Genomic DNA, 17,255 nt, shown 5'->3' on the forward strand with positions numbered 1-17,255 from the left:
GCGAGCCGTTCTGGTGCGGGGTGGTGCGGTGATGGCGGGGTGCCGGCCTTGCGGATCCGGTGGGGGCACGGCGCGCGCCGTGCCGGGCGAATACGCTCACGGCCATGACAGACCGTGATCCGCGCAGCGTGCTGCAAGAGCGGCCCTCGGTCGGGCTGATCGTCGGCCTTGTCGCGGCCGGCATCTGCGCGCTGGTGTCGTTCTCGTTCGACGTCTTCAACGGCGAGCCGGTGCAGTTCTTCATCGCCCTGACGCTGGCCCTGGCCCCGGTGCCGCTGCTGCTCGCCGGGCTCCTCGCCCTGGACCGCCTGGAGCCGGAGCCGCGCAAGGACCTGGCGTTCGCGTTCATGTGGGGCGCGGGCGTCGCCGTGCTGGTCGCCGGGGTCCTGAACAGCCTCAACCTGAGGTACTTCACCATCGCCACCCAGGACCCGGCGGGGGCGCGCAACTTCGTGGCGACCTTCCTCGCCCCCGTCGTCGAGGAGACGATGAAGGGCCTGGTGCTGCTCGGGCTGCTGCGCTGGCGCAGGCAGGAACTGGACGGCCCCACCGACGGCATCATCTACGCGGGCATGGTCGGCCTCGGCTTCGCCATGAGCGAGAACGTCAGCTACTACATCATGGCCCAGGACCAGCACGGCGTGCAGGGCCTGGCGGTCACCGTGGTGCTGCGCGGCGTCCTGTCGCCGTTCGCCCACCCGCTGTTCACCTCGATGATCGGCATCGCGGTCGCCGCGGCGGCGCAGAGCCGCGGGCCGACCCGCACCGGGCTCGTCGTCCTGGGCTGGATCGGCGCGATCATCCTGCACGGCATCTGGAACGGGTTCACCTCCTACGGCGGGCTGCCCGGCCTGAGCGCGGCCTACCTGCTGCTGATGATCCTGTTCTTCGTCGAGCTCGGCGTCGTCGTCAGGGACCGCAAGCGCATCGTGGGCTTCATCCAGTACTACCTGCCGCCGTACGGGGGCCTCGGCCTGGTCACCGACGTGGACGTGTACATGCTCTCCTCGCTGCAGGGGCGAAGACAGGCGCGGCAGTGGGCCAAGGCGTACGGCGGGGCGCGCGGGCTGCGCGCCATGCGCGACTACCAGGTCGCCGCGACCGAGCTCGGCCTGCTGCACGAGCGCGGACGGCGCGGCGCGATGTCCAGGGACGCCTTCGAGCGGCAGCGCGAGGCCCTGCTGGCCTGCATGAGCGCGGCCAAGGCGGCCTTCCCCGTCCCCGACAGGCACCAGGACACGATCGCCAGGGGGCAGGCGCCGCCCGGGTACGCCCCGGGGCACGACACCCGCCACTCGGCCTCGCCCTACCCGCCGCCGGACGGCATCCCGCGCGACCCGCGCCGGCCCGCCTAGCCGGGGCGGGTCACGGCCGCGCGCCGACGATCGCGTCCAGCGATGTCTCCCGCGGGCCGGGGAAGACCGGCGCGGACCGCAGCACCACCGCGTCCAGGAAACCCTTCGCCGTCGCGCCGAACTCCCGCACCGCGTACGCCGTCGTCGGGCCCGGCCACACGGGGAAGGAGTCGTCGCCGACCCCGAACGCCTCGATGCCCGCCGTCCGGCACAGCGCCACCGCGCGCGGCAGGTGGAAGTCCTGCGTGACCACGGTCGCGCGCCGGGCGCCGAACACCTCCCGGGCCCGCACACAGGAATCCCAGGTGTCGAAGCCCGCGTAGTCCAGGACCAGCACCCCGGCGGGCACCCCGCGCGCCAGCAGGTAGTCGCGCATCGCGGTCGGCTCGTCGTAGCCCACCCGGCCGTTGTCGCCGGACAGCAGCAGCGCGCGCACCTTGCCGGCCCGGTACAGCGCGGCGGCGATCTCCAGCCGCGTGGCCAGCATCGGCGACGGCGAACCGTGGAACAGGCCCGCGCCGAAGACCAGCGCCACCGGGGCGGCCGGCACCTCGCGCAGCCACCCGCCGCCCGGGGCCGCCGTGACGCGGTGGCCGAGCGCGGACGCCCAGGCCCAGGTCATCGGCGCGAACGGGAGCAGGCTGAGCGCGACGGCCGACAGGAACAGGCGGCGGCGCACTCGTGGCGGCCGCCGCGACCACCACGTCCGCGGCGCCCGCAGGGCCGATCGTGATCGTTCTGAGAGGCTCGGCACGCAGGCTTAGACGCCGGCCGCGCTCACTTCGTTCGCGCCGGGAGCGGCCGGCGGGGCGGAGGAGGGCTCCGTGCCGCGGGAGCGCATGAGGAACACCACGCGCAGGGCGGCGATCCACACCAGCGTCGAGCCGAGCACGTGCAGGCCGACCAGCAGGGCGGGCACGGCCAGGAAGTACTGCACGTAGCCGATGACGCCCTGGGCCAGCTCCACCCCGAGCAGCACCAGCGCGCCGCGCCGGGCCCGGCCGGGGGAGTCGGTCACGTGCAGGGCGAACAGCAGGGCGAACGTCAGCCCCAGCACCACCCACACCGCGTCGGCGTGCAGGCGGGCCATCGCCTCGATGTCGAAGGAGAAACGCGAGGCGGCGTCGTCGCCCGAGTGCGGACCGGTGCCGGTGACCACGACGCCCGCCACCAGTAGCACGAACACCGCCGCGACCAGCACGAACCCGAGCGTGCGGATGTCACGGTGCACCAGGCGCCGCGGCGGGGCGTCCCCCTCGCCCGCGCGGGCGTACAGGGCGAGCGCCGCGGCGATCATGCCGATGGACAGCAGGAAGTGGACGCTCACGGTGACCGGGTTGAGCATGGTGCGCACCACGATGCCGCCCCACACCGCCTGCACGGCGACCCCGAGCGGCTGGATCAGGGCGATGGCCACCAGCGGGCGGCGGCGCGGCACCCGGCGGAAGGCCGCCACCAGGCAGGCCACCGCCACCGCCAGGACCAGGAAGGACAGCAGGCGGTTGCCGAACTCGATCGCCATGTTGAGCGGTGAGTGATCGTCGTGCGGGGCGGGGACGAAGCTGCCGGGCGTGCAGCGCGGCCAGCTCGGGCAGCCGAGGCCCGAGCCGGTGAGGCGAACCGCGGCCCCGGTGACGGAGATGCCCACGTTGACCACGACGGCGGTCAGCGCCCACCGCCTCATCGTCACGGCGGTGGGCGACCACACGGAGTGGAACAGCCCGAGCGCCCCGCTCCGCAGCCGCCCGGGCACCCCGCCCGCCCGCCCGCCGTCGACCCTCGTCTCCTGCTCTGTTGCCGTCACGCCACACATGGTAGGCCGTGCCTATGGTGCTCTCTCCGTTCGCACGGGGTGAGGGCGCGGGGGTTCGAGGAGGCCATCCGGGTGTTGATAGGGATACTGGATATGTGACATATTACTGGCGGCGGGTGGAGCGCCGGAGGTGGGAGGGTGGATGGCGGACGTCGTGGTCGTCGGCGCGGGGGTCGTCGGGGCGGCGTGCGCTTACTACGCCGCGCGGGCCGGGATGTCGGTGACCGTGGTGGACCGGGGGGCGGTCGCGGCGGGCACCACCGGGGCCGGTGAGGGGAACATCCTGGTCTCCGACAAGGAGCCCGGCCCCGAACTGGAGCTGGCCCTGCTGTCCGGCCGCCTGTGGCGCGAGCTGGCCGGGCTCGGCGGGTTCGAGTACGAGCCCAAGGGCGGCCTGGTCGTCGCCGAGACGCCCGAGGTGACGCGCTCGCTGGCCGCGCTCGCCGACGCGCAGGCCGCGCACGGCGTCGACGCCAGGCCCGTCGCCGCCGGAGAACTGCGGGAATTCGAGCCCCACCTGCGCGAGGGCCTCGCCGGAGGCGTCCACTACCCGCAGGACGCCCAGGTGCAGCCGATGCTGGCCGCCGCCCGGCTGATCCGGTACGCCCCCGGCGCCGTCCTGCGCACCGGCGTCCGCGTCACCGGCCTGCTGCGCGACGGCGACCGCGTCACCGGCGTCCGCACCGACAAGGGCGACATCCCGGCCGGGGCCGTGGTCAACGCCGCGGGCACGTGGAGCGGCGAGGTGGCCGCGCTCGCCGGGATCGACCTGCCGATCCTGCCCCGCCGCGGGTTCATCCTGGTCACCGAGCCGGTCGGCGGGCGCCTCGGGCCCCCGGTCATCCGGCACAAGGTGTACACCGCCGCCTATGTCACCGCGGTGGCCAGCGACTCGGCCGGCCTGGAGACGAGCGCGGTGATCGAGGGCACCCCGGCCGGGACCGTGCTCATCGGCGCCAGCCGCGAGCGCGTCGGCTTCGACCGCACGACCTCGATCCCCGTCCTGGCCGCGCTGGCACGCCAGGCGGTCGCGCTGTTCCCCGGCCTCGCCGCCCGCCGGGCGATCAGGTCCTACTGCGGTTTCCGCCCGTACTGCCCGGACCACCTCCCCGTCATCGGGGCCGGCCCCCGCGCGCCCGGCCTGTACCACGCGTGCGGCCACGAGGGCGCGGGCATCGGCCTCGCCCCCGCCACCGGCCACCTCGTCGCGGCCCTGCTCACCGGGACCGCGCCCGGCCTGGACCTCAGCCCCTTCCGCCCGGAAAGGTTCGCCGCGTGAGCGCCTCACCACCTCCGCACGCCGGCCGTCTCGTCGGCGCGCGGCCCGAGCCCGCCTTCGAGATCACCGTGGACGGCCGCCCCCTCTCCGCCGTGCCCGGCCAGACGATCGGCGCCGTCCTGCACGCGGCGGGCGTCGTCTCCTGGCGCACCACGCGGATCGGGGGACGCCCGCGCGGCCTGTTCTGCGGCATCGGCGTGTGCTTCGACTGCCTGGTCACCGTCAACGGCACGCCGTCCCTGCGCGCCTGCCAGACCGAGGCCCTGCCCGGCGACCGGGTGAGCACCGGATGAGGGACCTGGCCATCGTCGGCGGCGGGCCGGCGGGCATGGCGGCGGCCGTCGCCGCCTCCCGCGCGGGCCTGGACGTCGTGCTGATCGATTCTCAGCCGCGGCTCGGCGGCCAGTACTTCCGCCACGCCCCCGCCGGTTTCCGCGCCCGCCGTCCCGGCGCCCTGCACCACGGGTTCGGCCGCTTCGCCCGCCTGGCCGCCGCGCTGCGGGACGCCGACGTCCGGCTCGGCCACCGGGTGTGGGCCGTGGAACGGGCGCGAGACGACGGCGAGGAGGCGTTCGCCGTGCACTGCCTGGCGGGCGCCCGGGAGGAGCGGCCCGTGACCGTCCGCGCCCGGCGCCTGCTGATCGCCACGGGGGCGCACGACCGGCCGCTGCCGTTCCCCGGCTGGGACCTGCCGGGCGTGCTCACCGCAGGGGGCGCGCAGGCGCTGCTCAAGGGCGACCTGGTCGTGGCCGGGCGCACGGTCGTCGTCGCCGGGACCGGTCCCTTCCTGCTGCCCGTCGCGGCGGGCCTGGCCGAGGCGGGCGCGCGGGTGGCGGGGGTGTTCGAGGCGGGCGGCGGATACGGCCTGGCGTCCGCGCTGGCCGCCGATCCCGCCAAGATCGCCGAAGGCGCCGGGTACGCGCTGCGCCTGGCCCGGCGCCGCGTGCCGTACGCCGTGCGGCACGCCGTGGTCGAGGCGCACGGCGCGGACCGGCTCACCCACGTGACCGTGGCGCGGCTCGGCCGCGACTGGGCGCCGGGGGAGCGGCGCACGATCGCCTGCGACGCGCTCGCCGTCGGCTACGGCTTCGTCCCCCAGATCGACCTGGCCGTCCAGCTCGGCTGCCCCACCCGGGCGGGCCGCGACGGCGAGCCGGTCGTCGTGGTGGACGCCGGGATGCGCGCCGGCGTGCCCGGGGTGTACGCGGCGGGCGAGCCGACCGGCGTGGGCGGCGCCGAGCTGGCCGAGGTGGAGGGCTGGATCGCCGGCCGCGCCGCCGCCGCGGACCTGGGCCGCCCGGTGCGTCCCGCGCCCGCCCTGGCGAGAAGGCGGAGCCGCCTGGCCGCCTTCGGCGCCGCCGTGCTGGACGCCTACCCTGTCCAGGACGGCTGGAAGGGATGGCTGCGCGGCGACACCCTGGTCTGCCGCTGCGAGGAGGTGCCGTACGCGCGGGTGCGCGAGGCGCTGGAGCTGGGCGCGGCGGACGCGCGGTCGGTGAAGCTGCTGTCCCGAGCGGGGATGGGCTGGTGCCAGGGCCGGATCTGCGGCCACGCGGTGGCGCGCCTGGCCGGAGAGGAGCCCCCGCCCCCGCGCAGGCCGCTCGCCCAGCCCGTACGGCTCGGCGACCTGGCGGCGTGCCTGGCGGCGGACACGGCCACGGACCGAGCGAGGGACCCGATGACGGACCCCATGACGGACACGGCGACGGATGCGGTGGCGGGCCCGGCGAGAGGCCCGGTGACGGAGACGGCAAGCGACCCTGCAGGACATCCCGGAGGAGAGGACCCCCGATGACGACCCGTGAGAAGCCCTGGCACGGTGTGATGGTGGCGACCGCGCTGCCGCTGCGCGAGGACCTGAGCGTCGACGAGGACCGCTACGCCGAGCACTGCCGCCGTCTGGTGGCCGAGGGATGCGACGGCGTGGTGCCGAACGGCTCGCTCGGCGAGTACCAGACGCTGACCCCGCGGGAACGCGCCCGCGTGATCGAGACCGCGGTCGCGGCCGTGGGCGGCGCCCGCGTGATGCCGGGCGTGGCCGCCTACGGCGCGGCCGAGGCGCGCCGCTGGGCCGAGCAGGCCGCCGAGGCGGGCTGCCGCGCGGTCATGCTGCTCCCCCCGAACGCCTACCGCGCCGACGCGCGGGCGGTGCTCGGCCACTACCGCGAGGTCGCCAGGGCGGGCCTGCCGATCGTCGCCTACAACAACCCCTACGACACCAAGGTGGACCTGGTGCCGCCGCTGCTGGCGGAGCTGCACGCCGAGGGCCTGATCGCCGGGGTCAAGGAGTTCACCGGCGACGTGCGGCGCGCCTACGAGATCGCCGAGCTGGCCCCGGACCTGGACGTGCTGATCGGCTCGGACGACGTGGTGCTCGAACTCGCCCTCGCCGGCGCGGTCGGCTGGGTCGCCGGATACCCGAACGCGCTGCCCGCCTCGTGCGTGGCGCTGTACCGCGCGGCGGTTGAGGGGGACCTGGCCGCCGCGCTGCCGCTGTACCGCGCGCTGCACCCGCTGCTGCGCTGGGACTCCAAGACCGAGTTCGTCCAGGCCATCAAGCTGTCCATGGACATCGCCGGCCTGTACGGCGGCCCGTGCCGCCCGCCGCGGGTGCCGCTGGCCCCCGAGCACGAGGCCGTGGTGCGGACCGCGACCGAGAAGGCGCTCGCCGGAGGGCTGAGGTAGCCGATGCGGACCAAGAGGATCTTCCACGTGGTCGACTCCCACACCGAGGGCATGCCCACGCGGGTGGTCACCGGGGGAGTCGGGGTGATTCCGGGCGCGACCATGGCCGAGCGCCGCGAACATTTCATGGCCCACATGGACCACATCCGCAAGCTCCTGATGTTCGAGCCGCACGGCCACGCGGCGATGAGCGGCGCGATCCTGCAGCCGCCCACGCGCCCGGACGCCGACGTCGGGGTGGTCTACATCGAGGTGTCCGGCTGCCTGCCGATGTGCGGCCACGGCACGATCGGCGTGGCGACGGTCCTGGTGGAGACCGGGATGGTCGAGGTCACCGAGCCGGTCACCACCGTGCGCCTGGACACCCCGGCCGGGCTGGTCGTGGCGTCGGTGCGGGTGGAGGACGGCGCGGCGGCCGCGGTGACGATCACCAACGTGCCGTCCTTCAGCGCCGGGCTCGGCCGCACGGTCAAGGTGCCCGGCTTCGGCGAGGTGACCTACGACCTGGCCTACGGAGGGAACTTCTACGCGATCCTGCCGATCGAGTCGGTCGGGCTGCCGTTCGACCGGGCCAGCGGCAGGGACATCCTGGACGCGGGCCTGGCGATCGCGGCGGCGATCAACGAGGCGGACGAGCCGGCGCACCCGCTGGACCCGGGCATCCGGGGCGTCCACCACGTGCAGTTCGTCGCCCCGGGGTCGGACGCGCGGCTGTCGCGGCACGCGATGGCCATCTACCCCGGCTGGTTCGACCGTTCGCCGTGCGGGACGGGCACCTCCGCCCGCATGGCCCAGTTGCACGCGCGGGGCGAGCTGGCGGTGGGGGAGGACTTCGTCAACGAGTCCTTCATCGGCACCCGCTTCACCGGTCGCCTGCTGGAGGAGATCGAGGTGGCCGGGCTGCCCGCCGTGGTGCCCGCGATCACCGGGCGCGCGTGGGTCACGGGCACCGCGCAGCACTTCCTCGACCCGTCGGACCCGTTCCCCGAGGGCTTCCAGTTGTGAGAGGCGTTCGGCGCGGCGGGACGACCGCCGCGCCGGCGCCGGAGAGGGATTGACGATGGACGTTGTGGTGAGCCGCTCGCCGCAGAACCCCGCCGACGTGGTGGCGAGCGCCCCCGCGGCCGGCGGGCCGGGCGTCACGGAGGCGGTGCGGCGGGCGCGGGCGGCGCAGGCGCGGTGGGCCGGGTCCGGCGCCGCCGGGCGGGCCGCCGCGCTGACCCGCGCCGCCGAGGCCGTCGCCGCGAACGCGGGCGAGTTGGCCGCGCTGGTGGTGCGGGAGGCCGGCAAGCCGGTGACCGAGGCGCGGGGCGAGGTGGCCAGGTCGGAGGCGATCCTGCGCTACTACGCCCAGCAGGTGTTCGACCCGGTGGGCGCGGTGCACGAGCCGTCCGGCGCCGGGCTGGCCTTCACGCGCAGACGGCCGCGGGGCGTGGCGGGGCTGATCACCCCCTGGAACTTCCCGCTGGCCATCCCGCTGTGGAAGGCCGCCCCCGCGCTGGCCTTCGGCAACGCGGTCGTGCTCAAGCCGTCCCCGCACGCGCTGGGCTGCGCGCTGCGGCTGGCCGAGCTGCTGGCCCTGCCCGAGGACCTGTTCCAGGTGACGCCCGGCGGGGCCGATGAGGGCGCGGCGCTGGTGGAGGCGTGCGACGTCGTCTCCTTCACCGGCTCGGCCGCCGTGGGCCGCGCGGTGAGCGTGGCGGCGGCGGGCGCGGGCGTCCCCGCGCAGGCCGAGATGGGCGGGCAGAACGCGAGCATCGTCCTGCCCGACGCCGACCTGGAGGCCGTGGCCGCGCAGGTCGCCGCCGCCGCGTTCGGGTACGCCGGGCAGAAGTGCACGGCGACCCGGCGGGTGATCGCGGTGGACGGCGGCGCGGAGGTCCGCGAGGCGCTGGTGGCCGCGATCGCCAAGCTCGGGGTGGGCGACCCGTCCGACCCGGGCACCGCGGTCGGGCCGCTGATCGACGAGGCCGCCCGCGACCGCGCCGTCGCGGCGGCGCGGGGCGGCCGGGTGCTCGCCGGGGGGACCGCCCTGGACCGCGAGGGCTGGTTCGCCGCCCCCACGCTGGTCGACGACGTGCCCGGCGGGCACGTCCTGGCCCGCGAGGAGGTGTTCGGGCCGGTCTGCCTGGTGCAGGACGCCGCGTCCGTGGACGAGGCCGTGGCACTGGCGAACGGAGTGCGCTACGGCCTGGTCTCGGCCGTCTACACCCGCGACCTGGACCGCGCGCTGGAGGTCTCCGCGCGCCTGGACACCGGCCTGGTGAAGGTCAACGCGCCGACCACCGGCGTGGACTTCTACCTGCCGTTCGGCGGTGAGAAGGACTCCAGCCACGGCCCGCGCGAACAGGGCAAGGCGGCGCAGGACTTCTACACCTCGATCCGGACGGTCGCGATCGCCCCGGCCGGGGGCTGACGGCCCCGCCGCTCCCTTCCGCCTGACCCGCGCGGGGAGCGGCGCCCGCGCCCGCCCGAGGGCCCCGGGACCCCGGTCTTACTCCTCGCCTAACGGTCTGATATCGGATCTTGACGCTGCCCTGGCCGACGTGTGCAATGTCACACATCATCTGAGACGGCGCTGTTCCGCGAGGAGAGACACGATGGGCAGATCGCGCATATCGGTGCTCGGCACGCTGCTTGCGGCCGTCACCCTCCTGACCGCCGGCTGCGGCCAGGGCATCCTCGGCGACCAGTCCTCCGCCGGAGGAGGCGGGAACGAGGGCCCCATCACCCTCGGCATGCTGATCCCGCAGTCCGGCAGCGAGGCCGCCATCGGCCCGTACATGCAGAACGCCGCGCAGCTCGCGGTGGACGAGATCAACGCCAAGGGCGGCGTGCTCGGGCGCAAGCTCCAGCTCAAGGTCGCCGACGACGCCTGCGACGCCCAGACGGCGGTGTCCGGCGCGAACAAGCTGGTCACCGAGGGCGTCAAGGTGTCGGTGGGCGGCTACTGCTCCGGCGCCACGCTTCCCACCCTGCCGGTCTTCGGCAAGGCGAACATCCCCATGATCATTCCGGCGGCCAACTCCCAGGAACTCGTCGATCAGCACCTCAAGCACGTCTTCCTGATCAACGGCACCGGCACGCAGCAGGCGACCGCGGCCATGGCCTGGATGACCAAGCAGGGCGCCAAGAGCGTCGCGCTGGTGCACGACAACACCAGTTACTCCAAGGACATCGCCGTCCGCACGCAGAACCTGCTCGACGAGGCGGGCGGCGCGGAGACCGCGATCCTGGAGGCCGTGACCCCCAAGGAGAGCGACTACAGCGCGAACATCCACAACATCCTGGCCAAGAAGCCGGACTTCGTCTACTGGACCGGCTACTTCCAGGAGGGCGGCCTGATCACCCGCCAGCTCAGGCAGGCCGGTTACACCGGGAAGATCATGGTCGGCGACGGGTCGGTGTCGGAGAAGCTCGCCGACATCGCGGGCGGCGAGGCCGCCGAGGGCGTGTACGCGACCATGACCCAGACGCCGGACACGCTGCAGGGCGCCGAGGGCTGGATCGACGCCTACAAGAAGAAGTTCGGCGCCGCGCCGGGCCCGTACTCCAACCAGGCCTACGACGGCGTCCGGCTGGCCGCGGAGGCGCTCACCAAGGCCGGGTCCACCGACAGCGCCAAGGTCATCGCGGCGCTGGAGGCCATCGACGGGTTCCAGATGTTCTCCGGCCCGCTCAAGTTCACCCCCGACCACACCCTGGCCACCGGCGGCTTCCAGATCCTCGTCGTCAAGGACGGCAAGTTCGCCTTGCAGGACGCGCTCAAGTGAGCGTGCCCGAGACCGCGCCCGTGGCGGCCGGCGCTCCGCACGCGCCCGGCCGCCACGGCTCGCCGGGCGCGCGGCGTCCGGCGGCGGCCAGGGGACGGGTCCGGAACGCCGGAACCGCCGGCGAGATCGGCGAAGGACACTGAAGGTGAAATGGCACAACTGATCTGGAACGGGCTGTTCGTCGGCTCGTTCTACGCGCTGGTGGCGCTGGGCTACAGCATGGTCTACGGGATCATGAAGCTCCTGAACTTCGCCCACGGCGACCTGTACATGCTGGGCGCCTTCACCGGCTTCGCGGTGCTCGGCGCGGTGGGCGGCGTCTCCCCGGGCATGGCGCTGCCCGTGCTGCTCGGCGTCATGGTGGTCACGATGGCCGTCACCGGCCTGTCCGGCGTCGTGCTGGAACGCGTGGCCTACCGTCCCCTGCGGGGCGCGCCGCGGCTGTCCCTGCTGATCACGGCGGTGGGAGCCTCGTTCGCGCTGGAGTACGGCATGCGCACCGCCGCGGGCGCCGACCCGCAGGTCTACCCGGTGCGGCTCGGCGGCACCTCCCTGGAGGTGCTGGGCGCCCGGGTCACCGTCCAGCAGGTCGCGCTGATCGTCGTGGCGGTCGCGCTCATGATCGGGCTGAACCTGCTGGTGACCCGCACCCGCGAGGGCCGCGCCATGCGGGCCATCGCCCTGGACCCGCGCACCAGCGCGCTGATGGGCATCAACGTCAACGCGGTGATCTCGCGCACGTTCTTCCTCGGCTCCGCGCTGGCGGGCGCGGCCGGCGTCATGGCCGGGGCCTACTACGGCAAGATCGACTTCCTGATGGGCTTCCTCATCGGGCTGAAGGCGTTCACCTCCGCCGTCATCGGCGGGATCGGCAACATCCCCGGCACCATGCTCGGCGGCCTGGTGCTCGGCCTGCTGGAGTCCTTCGGCACCTACTGGCTGGGCGGCGAGTGGCGCGACGTGTTCGCCTTCGGCGTGCTGATCCTGTTCCTGACCGTGCGGCCCACCGGCCTGCTCGGCGAGCGCGTCACGGAGCGCGTATGACCGCCCCCGCCAAGGCGCCCGGCGCGCGCCGGCCGCGGCACGGCACCCCGCTCGGCCGCGCGGTCACCCGGCTGTTCGACGACAAGTGGGCCGGCGCGGCCGGGCTCGCCGTCGCGGTGCTGGCCCCGTTCGTGATCGCCACCCCCTACGCGCTGTCGGTCATGACCAGCGCGGCGATCTTCGTGATGCTGGCCTCCGGCCTCAACATCGTCGTCGGCTTCTGCGGCCTGCTCGACCTCGGGTACGTCGCCTTCTACGCCGTCGGCGCCTACACCAGCGGCGTGCTCGCCACCCGGCTGGACCTGCCGCTCTGGGCGACCGTGCCCGTCGTCGTCGTGGTGACCGCCCTGGCGGGCGTGGTGATCGGCGCGCCCACGCTGCGGCTGCGCAGCGACTACCTGGCCATCGTGACCCTCGGCTTCGGCGAGATCATCCGCATCACCGCCAACAACCTGGAGATCACCGGAGGCCCCTCGGGCATCTACGGCATCCCCGGCCTGACGAGCAGCCCGGTGGTCTTCTACTACATCACCGTGGCCGTCGTCGCCCTCGCCGTGGCGGGGGCGTCCCGCCTCGGCCGCTCCCGGCTCGGCCGGGCCTGGCGGTTCGTGCGCGAGGACGAGGACGCCGCCGAGGCCATGGGCGTGCACACCTACCGCGTCAAGCTCGCCGCCTACATCGCCGGGGCCGTCTGGGGCGGCCTCGCCGGGGTGCTGTTCGCCGCGCAGGTCTCGGCGATCTCGCCGGGCAGCTTCACGTTCCTGTCGTCGGCGCTCGTGCTGATGGCGGTCGTGCTCGGCGGCATGGGCTCCTCGCCCGGCGTGGTGATCGGCGCCGTCGTCATCAGCGTGCTGCCCGAGGTGCTGCGGGACTTCGCCGACTACCGGTTCTTCCTGTTCGGCGTGCTGCTCATCGTCGTCATGCTGCTACGGCCCCAGGGGCTGTGGCCGCACCGCTCCAGGGAGGCGGGCTCATGACCCTGCTCGCGGTCCGCGACCTGCGGCTGTCCTTCGGCGGCCTGCTCGCCATCGACGGCTTGACCTTCTCCGTCGGGCGCGCCGAGATCGTCTCGGTGATCGGGCCCAACGGCGCGGGCAAGACCTCGGCCTTCAACTGCGTCACCGGCTTCTACCGGCCCACCGCCGGGCGGATCACCCTGGCCGGCAAGGACGTCACCGGCATGCGCCCCTCCAAGATCGCACGGCTCGGCGTGGCCCGCACGTTCCAGAACCTGCGCCTGTTCGGCGAGATGTCGGTGCTGGACAACGTCCGCGCGGGCGCCCACCTGTGGCTGCGGCAGAGCGTCGCCGACGCCCTGCTGCACACCCCGCGCTACCGGCGCACCGAACGCGAGTGCACCGAGCAGGCCCACCACTGGCTGGACTTCGTCGGCCTGCGCGGCGACCGCTTCGGCCGGGCCCGCGCCCTGCCGTACGGCGAGCAGCGGCGGGTCGAGATCGCCCGCGCGCTGGCCCGCAAGCCCGAGCTGCTGCTGCTCGACGAGCCCGCGGCCGGGCTCAACCACGGCGAGAAGGCCGAGATGCTCGACCTGATCCGCAGGATCCGCGGCCTCGGCGTCGCGACCGTGCTCATCGAGCACGACATGGGGCTGGTCATGGAGGTGTCCGAGCGCGTGGTCGTGCTCAACTTCGGCCGCGAGATCGCCGACGGCCGCCCCGAGGACGTCCGCCGCGACCCCGCCGTCATCGAGGCGTACCTGGGCAGGGACGACGATGACGACGACGAGGACGACGACGAGGACGACGGCGGGCGCGCGGCGGACGTCCGGGACGCCGCGGCGGCGCCGCGGGACCGCGACGAGCACCGGGGAGGACGCGATGGCCGCGCTTGAGGTGGACGCGCTCGACGTCCACTACGGCGGCGTGCACGCCCTGCGCGGCATGTCCCTGACCGTCGGGGAGGGCGAGATCGTCGCGCTGCTCGGCAACAACGGCGCGGGCAAGACCACCACCCTGTCGGCGGTCTCCGGCCTGGTGCGCCCGAGCGGCGGGCGCGTGATCTTCGACGGCGCCGACCTCACCCGGGCCAGGCCCGAGGCCGTCGTCCGGGCCGGCCTGGTGCACGTCCCCGAGGGCCGCCGCGTCTTCGGCACGCTCAGCGTGCACGAGAACCTCCTGATCGGCGGGTACCTCGTCCGGGACAAGGCCGAGACGCGCCGGCGCGTCGAACGGGTCTACGGCCTGCTGCCGCGCCTGGCCGAACGCCGCGGCCAGCAGGGCGGCACGCTGTCGGGCGGCGAGCAGCAGATGCTCGCCATCGGCCGTGCCCTGGTCTCCGGCCCGCGTCTGCTCCTGCTGGACGAGCCGTCCATGGGCCTCGCGCCGCTCGTCGTCGCCTCGGTCATGGAGCTGGTCCGCGAGATCAACCGGGAAGGGGTCTCGGTGCTGCTGGTGGAGCAGAACGCCAAGGCCGCGCTGAGGATCGCCCACCGCGGGTACGTCATCGAGAACGGGGCCTGCGTGCTCGGCGGCCCGGCGCGGGAGCTGCGCGGCGACCCCCGGGTCGTCGAGGCCTACCTGGGAGGGGTCCGATGAGCGCCGCGCCGCCGGAGATCCGCACCGTGGACTACCACACCGGCGGCGAGCCGTTCCGTATCGTCACGGCGGGCGCGCCCGAGATCCCCGGGGCCACGGTCCTGGAGCGCAGGACCGCCGCCGCCGCGCCGGAGATCGACCGGGTGCGGCGGCTGCTGTGCCACGAGCCGCGCGGGCACGCCGACATGTACGGCTGCTTCCTGGTGCCCCCGGACGACGCGGGCGCGCACCTCGGCGTGCTGTTCTGGCACAAGGACGGCTACTCCACCGCCTGCGGCCACGGCACGATCGCCCTCGGCGTCCACGCCGTGGAGACCGGCCTGGTGGCGGCCGGCCCCGACGGCGACACCGACGTCGTCGTGGACGTGCCCTCCGGCCGGGTCACGGCCCGGGTGCGCAGCGCGGGCGGCGTCATCGAGTCGGTGACGTTCAGGAACGTGCCCTCCCGCGTGGTGGCGAGGGACGTGCCGGTCACCGTCCCGCACCGCGGCGGCGCCGTCGAGGCCCGGGTGGACGTCGCCTACGGCGGGGCGATCTACGCCTCGGTGCCCGCGGGCGCGTTCGGGCTGGCCGTCGAGCCCGGGCACCTCACCGAGCTGATCGCGCTCGGCCGCGCGGTCAAGGCCGCGCTGGCCGGCCACCCGGCAGCCCGGCATCCCTCCGACGACCGGCTGTCGGGGATCTACGGCGTCATCTTCCACGAGGACGTCGCCCCCGGCCACCAGCGCAACGTCACGGTGTTCGCCGACGGCGAGGTGGACCGCTCGCCGTGCGGGTCGGGCACCGCCGCCCGGCTGGCCCTGCTCTACGCCGACGGGTTCACCGGCGAGCTGACCCACGAGAGCATCGTCGGCAGCGTCTTCACCGGGCGGGTCGCCGAGACGCGCGGCGACGCCGTGATCCCCGAGATCACCGGCATGGCCTACCGCACCGGCGCCCACGCCTTCACCCTGGACCCCCGCGACCCCGTCGGCGCCGGGTTCACGCTCCGATGACGGCCGCCGCCGTCATCGGCGGGGAGGCCGTGCGCGCCCTGGTCTCGATGGAGGCCGCCGTGACGGCGCTGGCGGACGCGCTGCGCGGCGGCCTCGACCCGGACGCGGACCCGCCCCGCCCGGTCGTGGAGGTGCCCGCCGGGCAGCTCCTGCTCATGCCCGCCGCCCACGGCCGCCACGCGGGCGTCAAGATCGCCGGCGTCGCCCCGGCCAACCCCGCGCGCGGGCTGCCGCGCGTCCAGGGCGTCTACCTGCTGCTGGACGGCGTGACGCTGGCGACGCTCGCCGTGATCGACGGGGCCGCGCTCACGGCGCTGCGCACCCCCGCCGTCTCGGCCCTGGCCGTGCGCCGCCTGGCCCGGCCGGACGCGCGCACGCTCACCGTCTTCGGCACCGGGCCGCAGGCGTGGGGACACGTCGAGGCGCTGCGCGCGGTGCGCCCGGTGGAGCGGGTCACCGTCGTGGGCCGCGACCGGGCCCGCGCCGAGGCCCTGGCGGCCCGCTGCGCCGCCGCGGGACTGCGCGCGGTGGCCGTGCCCGCCGCCGGACGCGCGGAGGTGGAGCGCGCCGTGGCCGCGGCGGACCTGATCGCCTGCTGCACGAGCGCCAGGGAGCCGCTGTTCCCGGGCGCGCTGGTCGCTCCCGGCGCCACGGTCGTCGCCGTCGGCTCCCACGAGCCCGAGGCGCGCGAGGTGGACGGCACGCTGGTCGCCCGCGCCACCGTCGCGGTCGAGACGCGGGCCGTCGCGCTGGCCGAGGCCGGAGACCTGATCCTGCCCCTCCGCGAGGGGGTGATCGGCGCGGATCACCTGGTCGCGGACCTGCGTGAGCTGGAACGCGGCAACCTGCGGCCGGGACCGGGCCCCCGGCTGTTCAAGAGTGTCGGGATGGCCTGGGAGGATCTGGTGGTGGCCGCCGCGGTGCACGACGCGTGGCGGGGCGGATCTGGAGGGGATGCGAAGATGGCGAGCGGGCCTGAGCGGAGCGGGCCGTGAGCGAGGAGGGCAGGCTTCACCTGCCCGTCATGAGCGGGCGCCAGAGCCTGCGCGAGCAGGTCGCGCAGGCCTTGCGGGACGCCCTGGTGGCCGCCGAGATGCGGCCGGGCGTGGTCTACTCGGCCCCCGTGCTGGCCGCGCAGTTCGGCGTGTCGGCCACGCCGGTGCGTGAGGCCATGCTCGACCTGGCCAAAGAGGGGCTGGTCGAGGCCGTGCGCAACAAGGGGTTCCGGGTCACCGAGCTGTCCGAGCGCGACCTGGACGAGCTCACCGAGATCCGCGCGCTGCTGGAGGTCCCCACGGTGGCCCGGCTGGCCGACGCCTCGCGCGCCGAGGAGTTCGAGCGGCTGCGGCCCGTGGCCGCCGAGATCGTCGCGGCCGCCGAGGCCGGCGACCTGCTCACCTACGTCAACGCCGACCTGCGCTTCCACGTCGAGCTGCTCAGCCTCGCGGGCAACGCGCACCTGGTCGAGATCGCCCGCGACCTGCGCTACCGCGCGCGGCTGTACGGCCTGAAGGGCATGTCCGAGCGGGGCACCCTCGTCCACTCCGCGCGCGAGCACCTCGACGTCCTGGACGCCCTGGTGCGCGGCGACGCCGAGGTGGCCCGACGGGTGATGGAGCACCACATCCGGCACGTCCGCGGCATCTGGGCCGACCGTCCCGAGTAGCCGTCCGGCCCCGGGCGCGGCGGACCCGCGCCCGGACGGTCCCGGGGGCGAAGACGACACCTGAGGTGGATGTTCTTCCCTCCGGACGTA

At 74.8% G+C, this 17,255-nt stretch carries 18 protein-coding genes; 16 read left to right on the forward strand and 2 right to left on the reverse strand.

The genetic code is table 11. The annotated features are described in order from the left end of the window. Positions 1–104 precede the first annotated feature (104 nt). Positions 105–1,355: a PrsW family intramembrane metalloprotease gene (locus tag BJ982_RS24680; protein WP_184883823.1), complete on the forward strand. Its 1,251-nt coding sequence runs from the start codon at positions 105–107 to the stop codon at positions 1,353–1,355. A 10-nt stretch (positions 1,356–1,365) separates the two neighbouring features. Here the strand turns inward: BJ982_RS24680 and BJ982_RS24685 are convergent, their stop codons facing one another. Further along, a complete protein-coding gene (locus BJ982_RS24685) occupies positions 1,366–2,034 on the reverse strand; it encodes a SanA/YdcF family protein (RefSeq protein ID WP_373869683.1) in 669 nt (222 codons plus the stop codon). A gap of 81 nt (positions 2,035–2,115) precedes the next feature. After that, a complete protein-coding gene (locus BJ982_RS24690) occupies positions 2,116–3,159 on the reverse strand; it encodes a COX15/CtaA family protein (RefSeq protein WP_239123388.1) in 1,044 nt (347 codons plus the stop codon). Positions 3,160–3,310: 151 nt separating this feature from the next. Here BJ982_RS24690 and BJ982_RS24695 point away from each other — a divergent pair, with 151 nt between their 5' ends. The 15 genes from BJ982_RS24695 (at position 3,311) to BJ982_RS24765 (ending at position 17,165) form a co-directional block, all read left to right on the forward strand. Beyond that, positions 3,311–4,447, forward strand: a complete 1,137-nt coding sequence (locus BJ982_RS24695) for an NAD(P)/FAD-dependent oxidoreductase (protein WP_184883828.1) — start codon at positions 3,311–3,313, stop codon at positions 4,445–4,447. Beyond that, positions 4,444–4,740 carry a (2Fe-2S)-binding protein gene (locus BJ982_RS24700; RefSeq protein WP_184883830.1) on the forward strand — a complete coding sequence of 99 codons (297 nt, stop codon included), beginning with the start codon at positions 4,444–4,446 and terminating at the stop codon, positions 4,738–4,740. The genes BJ982_RS24695 and BJ982_RS24700 overlap by 4 nt, the downstream gene beginning before the upstream one ends. Continuing rightward, entirely contained in the window at positions 4,737–6,242 is a 1,506-nt protein-coding gene (locus BJ982_RS24705) for an FAD/NAD(P)-dependent oxidoreductase (protein WP_184883832.1), read from the forward strand. Before BJ982_RS24700 ends, BJ982_RS24705 begins: the two co-directional genes overlap by 4 nt. Further along, positions 6,239–7,132 carry a dihydrodipicolinate synthase family protein gene (locus BJ982_RS24710; protein ID WP_184883834.1) on the forward strand — a complete coding sequence of 298 codons (894 nt, stop codon included), beginning with the start codon at positions 6,239–6,241 and terminating at the stop codon, positions 7,130–7,132. Before BJ982_RS24705 ends, BJ982_RS24710 begins: the two co-directional genes overlap by 4 nt. Before the next feature lie 3 nt (positions 7,133–7,135). After that, entirely contained in the window at positions 7,136–8,137 is a 1,002-nt protein-coding gene (locus tag BJ982_RS24715) for a proline racemase family protein (protein WP_184883836.1), read from the forward strand. A gap of 55 nt (positions 8,138–8,192) precedes the next feature. Beyond that, positions 8,193–9,548 (forward strand): aldehyde dehydrogenase family protein, encoded by a 1,356-nt coding sequence (locus tag BJ982_RS24720; RefSeq protein ID WP_184883838.1) that lies wholly within the window; start codon positions 8,193–8,195, stop codon positions 9,546–9,548. 184 nt (positions 9,549–9,732) lie between these two features. Next, positions 9,733–10,905 (forward strand): branched-chain amino acid ABC transporter substrate-binding protein, encoded by a 1,173-nt coding sequence (locus tag BJ982_RS24725; protein WP_184883840.1) that lies wholly within the window; start codon positions 9,733–9,735, stop codon positions 10,903–10,905. Next, on the forward strand, positions 10,902–11,048 hold the full coding sequence (locus BJ982_RS24730) for a hypothetical protein (protein ID WP_184883842.1): 147 nt from the start codon (positions 10,902–10,904) through the stop codon (positions 11,046–11,048). Before BJ982_RS24725 ends, BJ982_RS24730 begins: the two co-directional genes overlap by 4 nt. Positions 11,049–11,055: 7 nt before the next feature. Beyond that, positions 11,056–11,949 carry a branched-chain amino acid ABC transporter permease gene (locus BJ982_RS24735; RefSeq protein WP_184883844.1) on the forward strand — a complete coding sequence of 298 codons (894 nt, stop codon included), beginning with the start codon at positions 11,056–11,058 and terminating at the stop codon, positions 11,947–11,949. After that, a complete protein-coding gene (locus tag BJ982_RS24740) occupies positions 11,946–12,926 on the forward strand; it encodes a branched-chain amino acid ABC transporter permease (RefSeq protein WP_184883845.1) in 981 nt (326 codons plus the stop codon). The genes BJ982_RS24735 and BJ982_RS24740 overlap by 4 nt, the downstream gene beginning before the upstream one ends. After that, positions 12,923–13,801 (forward strand): ABC transporter ATP-binding protein, encoded by an 879-nt coding sequence (locus BJ982_RS24745; RefSeq protein ID WP_184883847.1) that lies wholly within the window; start codon positions 12,923–12,925, stop codon positions 13,799–13,801. Before BJ982_RS24740 ends, BJ982_RS24745 begins: the two co-directional genes overlap by 4 nt. Next, a complete protein-coding gene (locus tag BJ982_RS24750; protein WP_184883849.1) occupies positions 13,788–14,504 on the forward strand; it encodes an ABC transporter ATP-binding protein in 717 nt (238 codons plus the stop codon). Before BJ982_RS24745 ends, BJ982_RS24750 begins: the two co-directional genes overlap by 14 nt. Further along, positions 14,501–15,499 (forward strand): proline racemase family protein, encoded by a 999-nt coding sequence (locus BJ982_RS24755; RefSeq protein ID WP_184883851.1) that lies wholly within the window; start codon positions 14,501–14,503, stop codon positions 15,497–15,499. Before BJ982_RS24750 ends, BJ982_RS24755 begins: the two co-directional genes overlap by 4 nt. Then, complete coding sequence (locus BJ982_RS24760; RefSeq protein WP_184883853.1) at positions 15,496–16,494, forward strand: ornithine cyclodeaminase family protein; 999 nt, start codon at positions 15,496–15,498, stop codon at positions 16,492–16,494. The genes BJ982_RS24755 and BJ982_RS24760 overlap by 4 nt, the downstream gene beginning before the upstream one ends. Further along, a complete protein-coding gene (locus BJ982_RS24765; RefSeq protein ID WP_239123387.1) occupies positions 16,491–17,165 on the forward strand; it encodes a GntR family transcriptional regulator in 675 nt (224 codons plus the stop codon). Before BJ982_RS24760 ends, BJ982_RS24765 begins: the two co-directional genes overlap by 4 nt. Positions 17,166–17,255 lie beyond the last annotated feature (90 nt).

This window comes from Sphaerisporangium siamense, assembly GCF_014205275.1.
In the GTDB taxonomy this organism is placed as follows: Bacteria; Actinomycetota; Actinomycetes; order Streptosporangiales; family Streptosporangiaceae; genus Sphaerisporangium; species Sphaerisporangium siamense.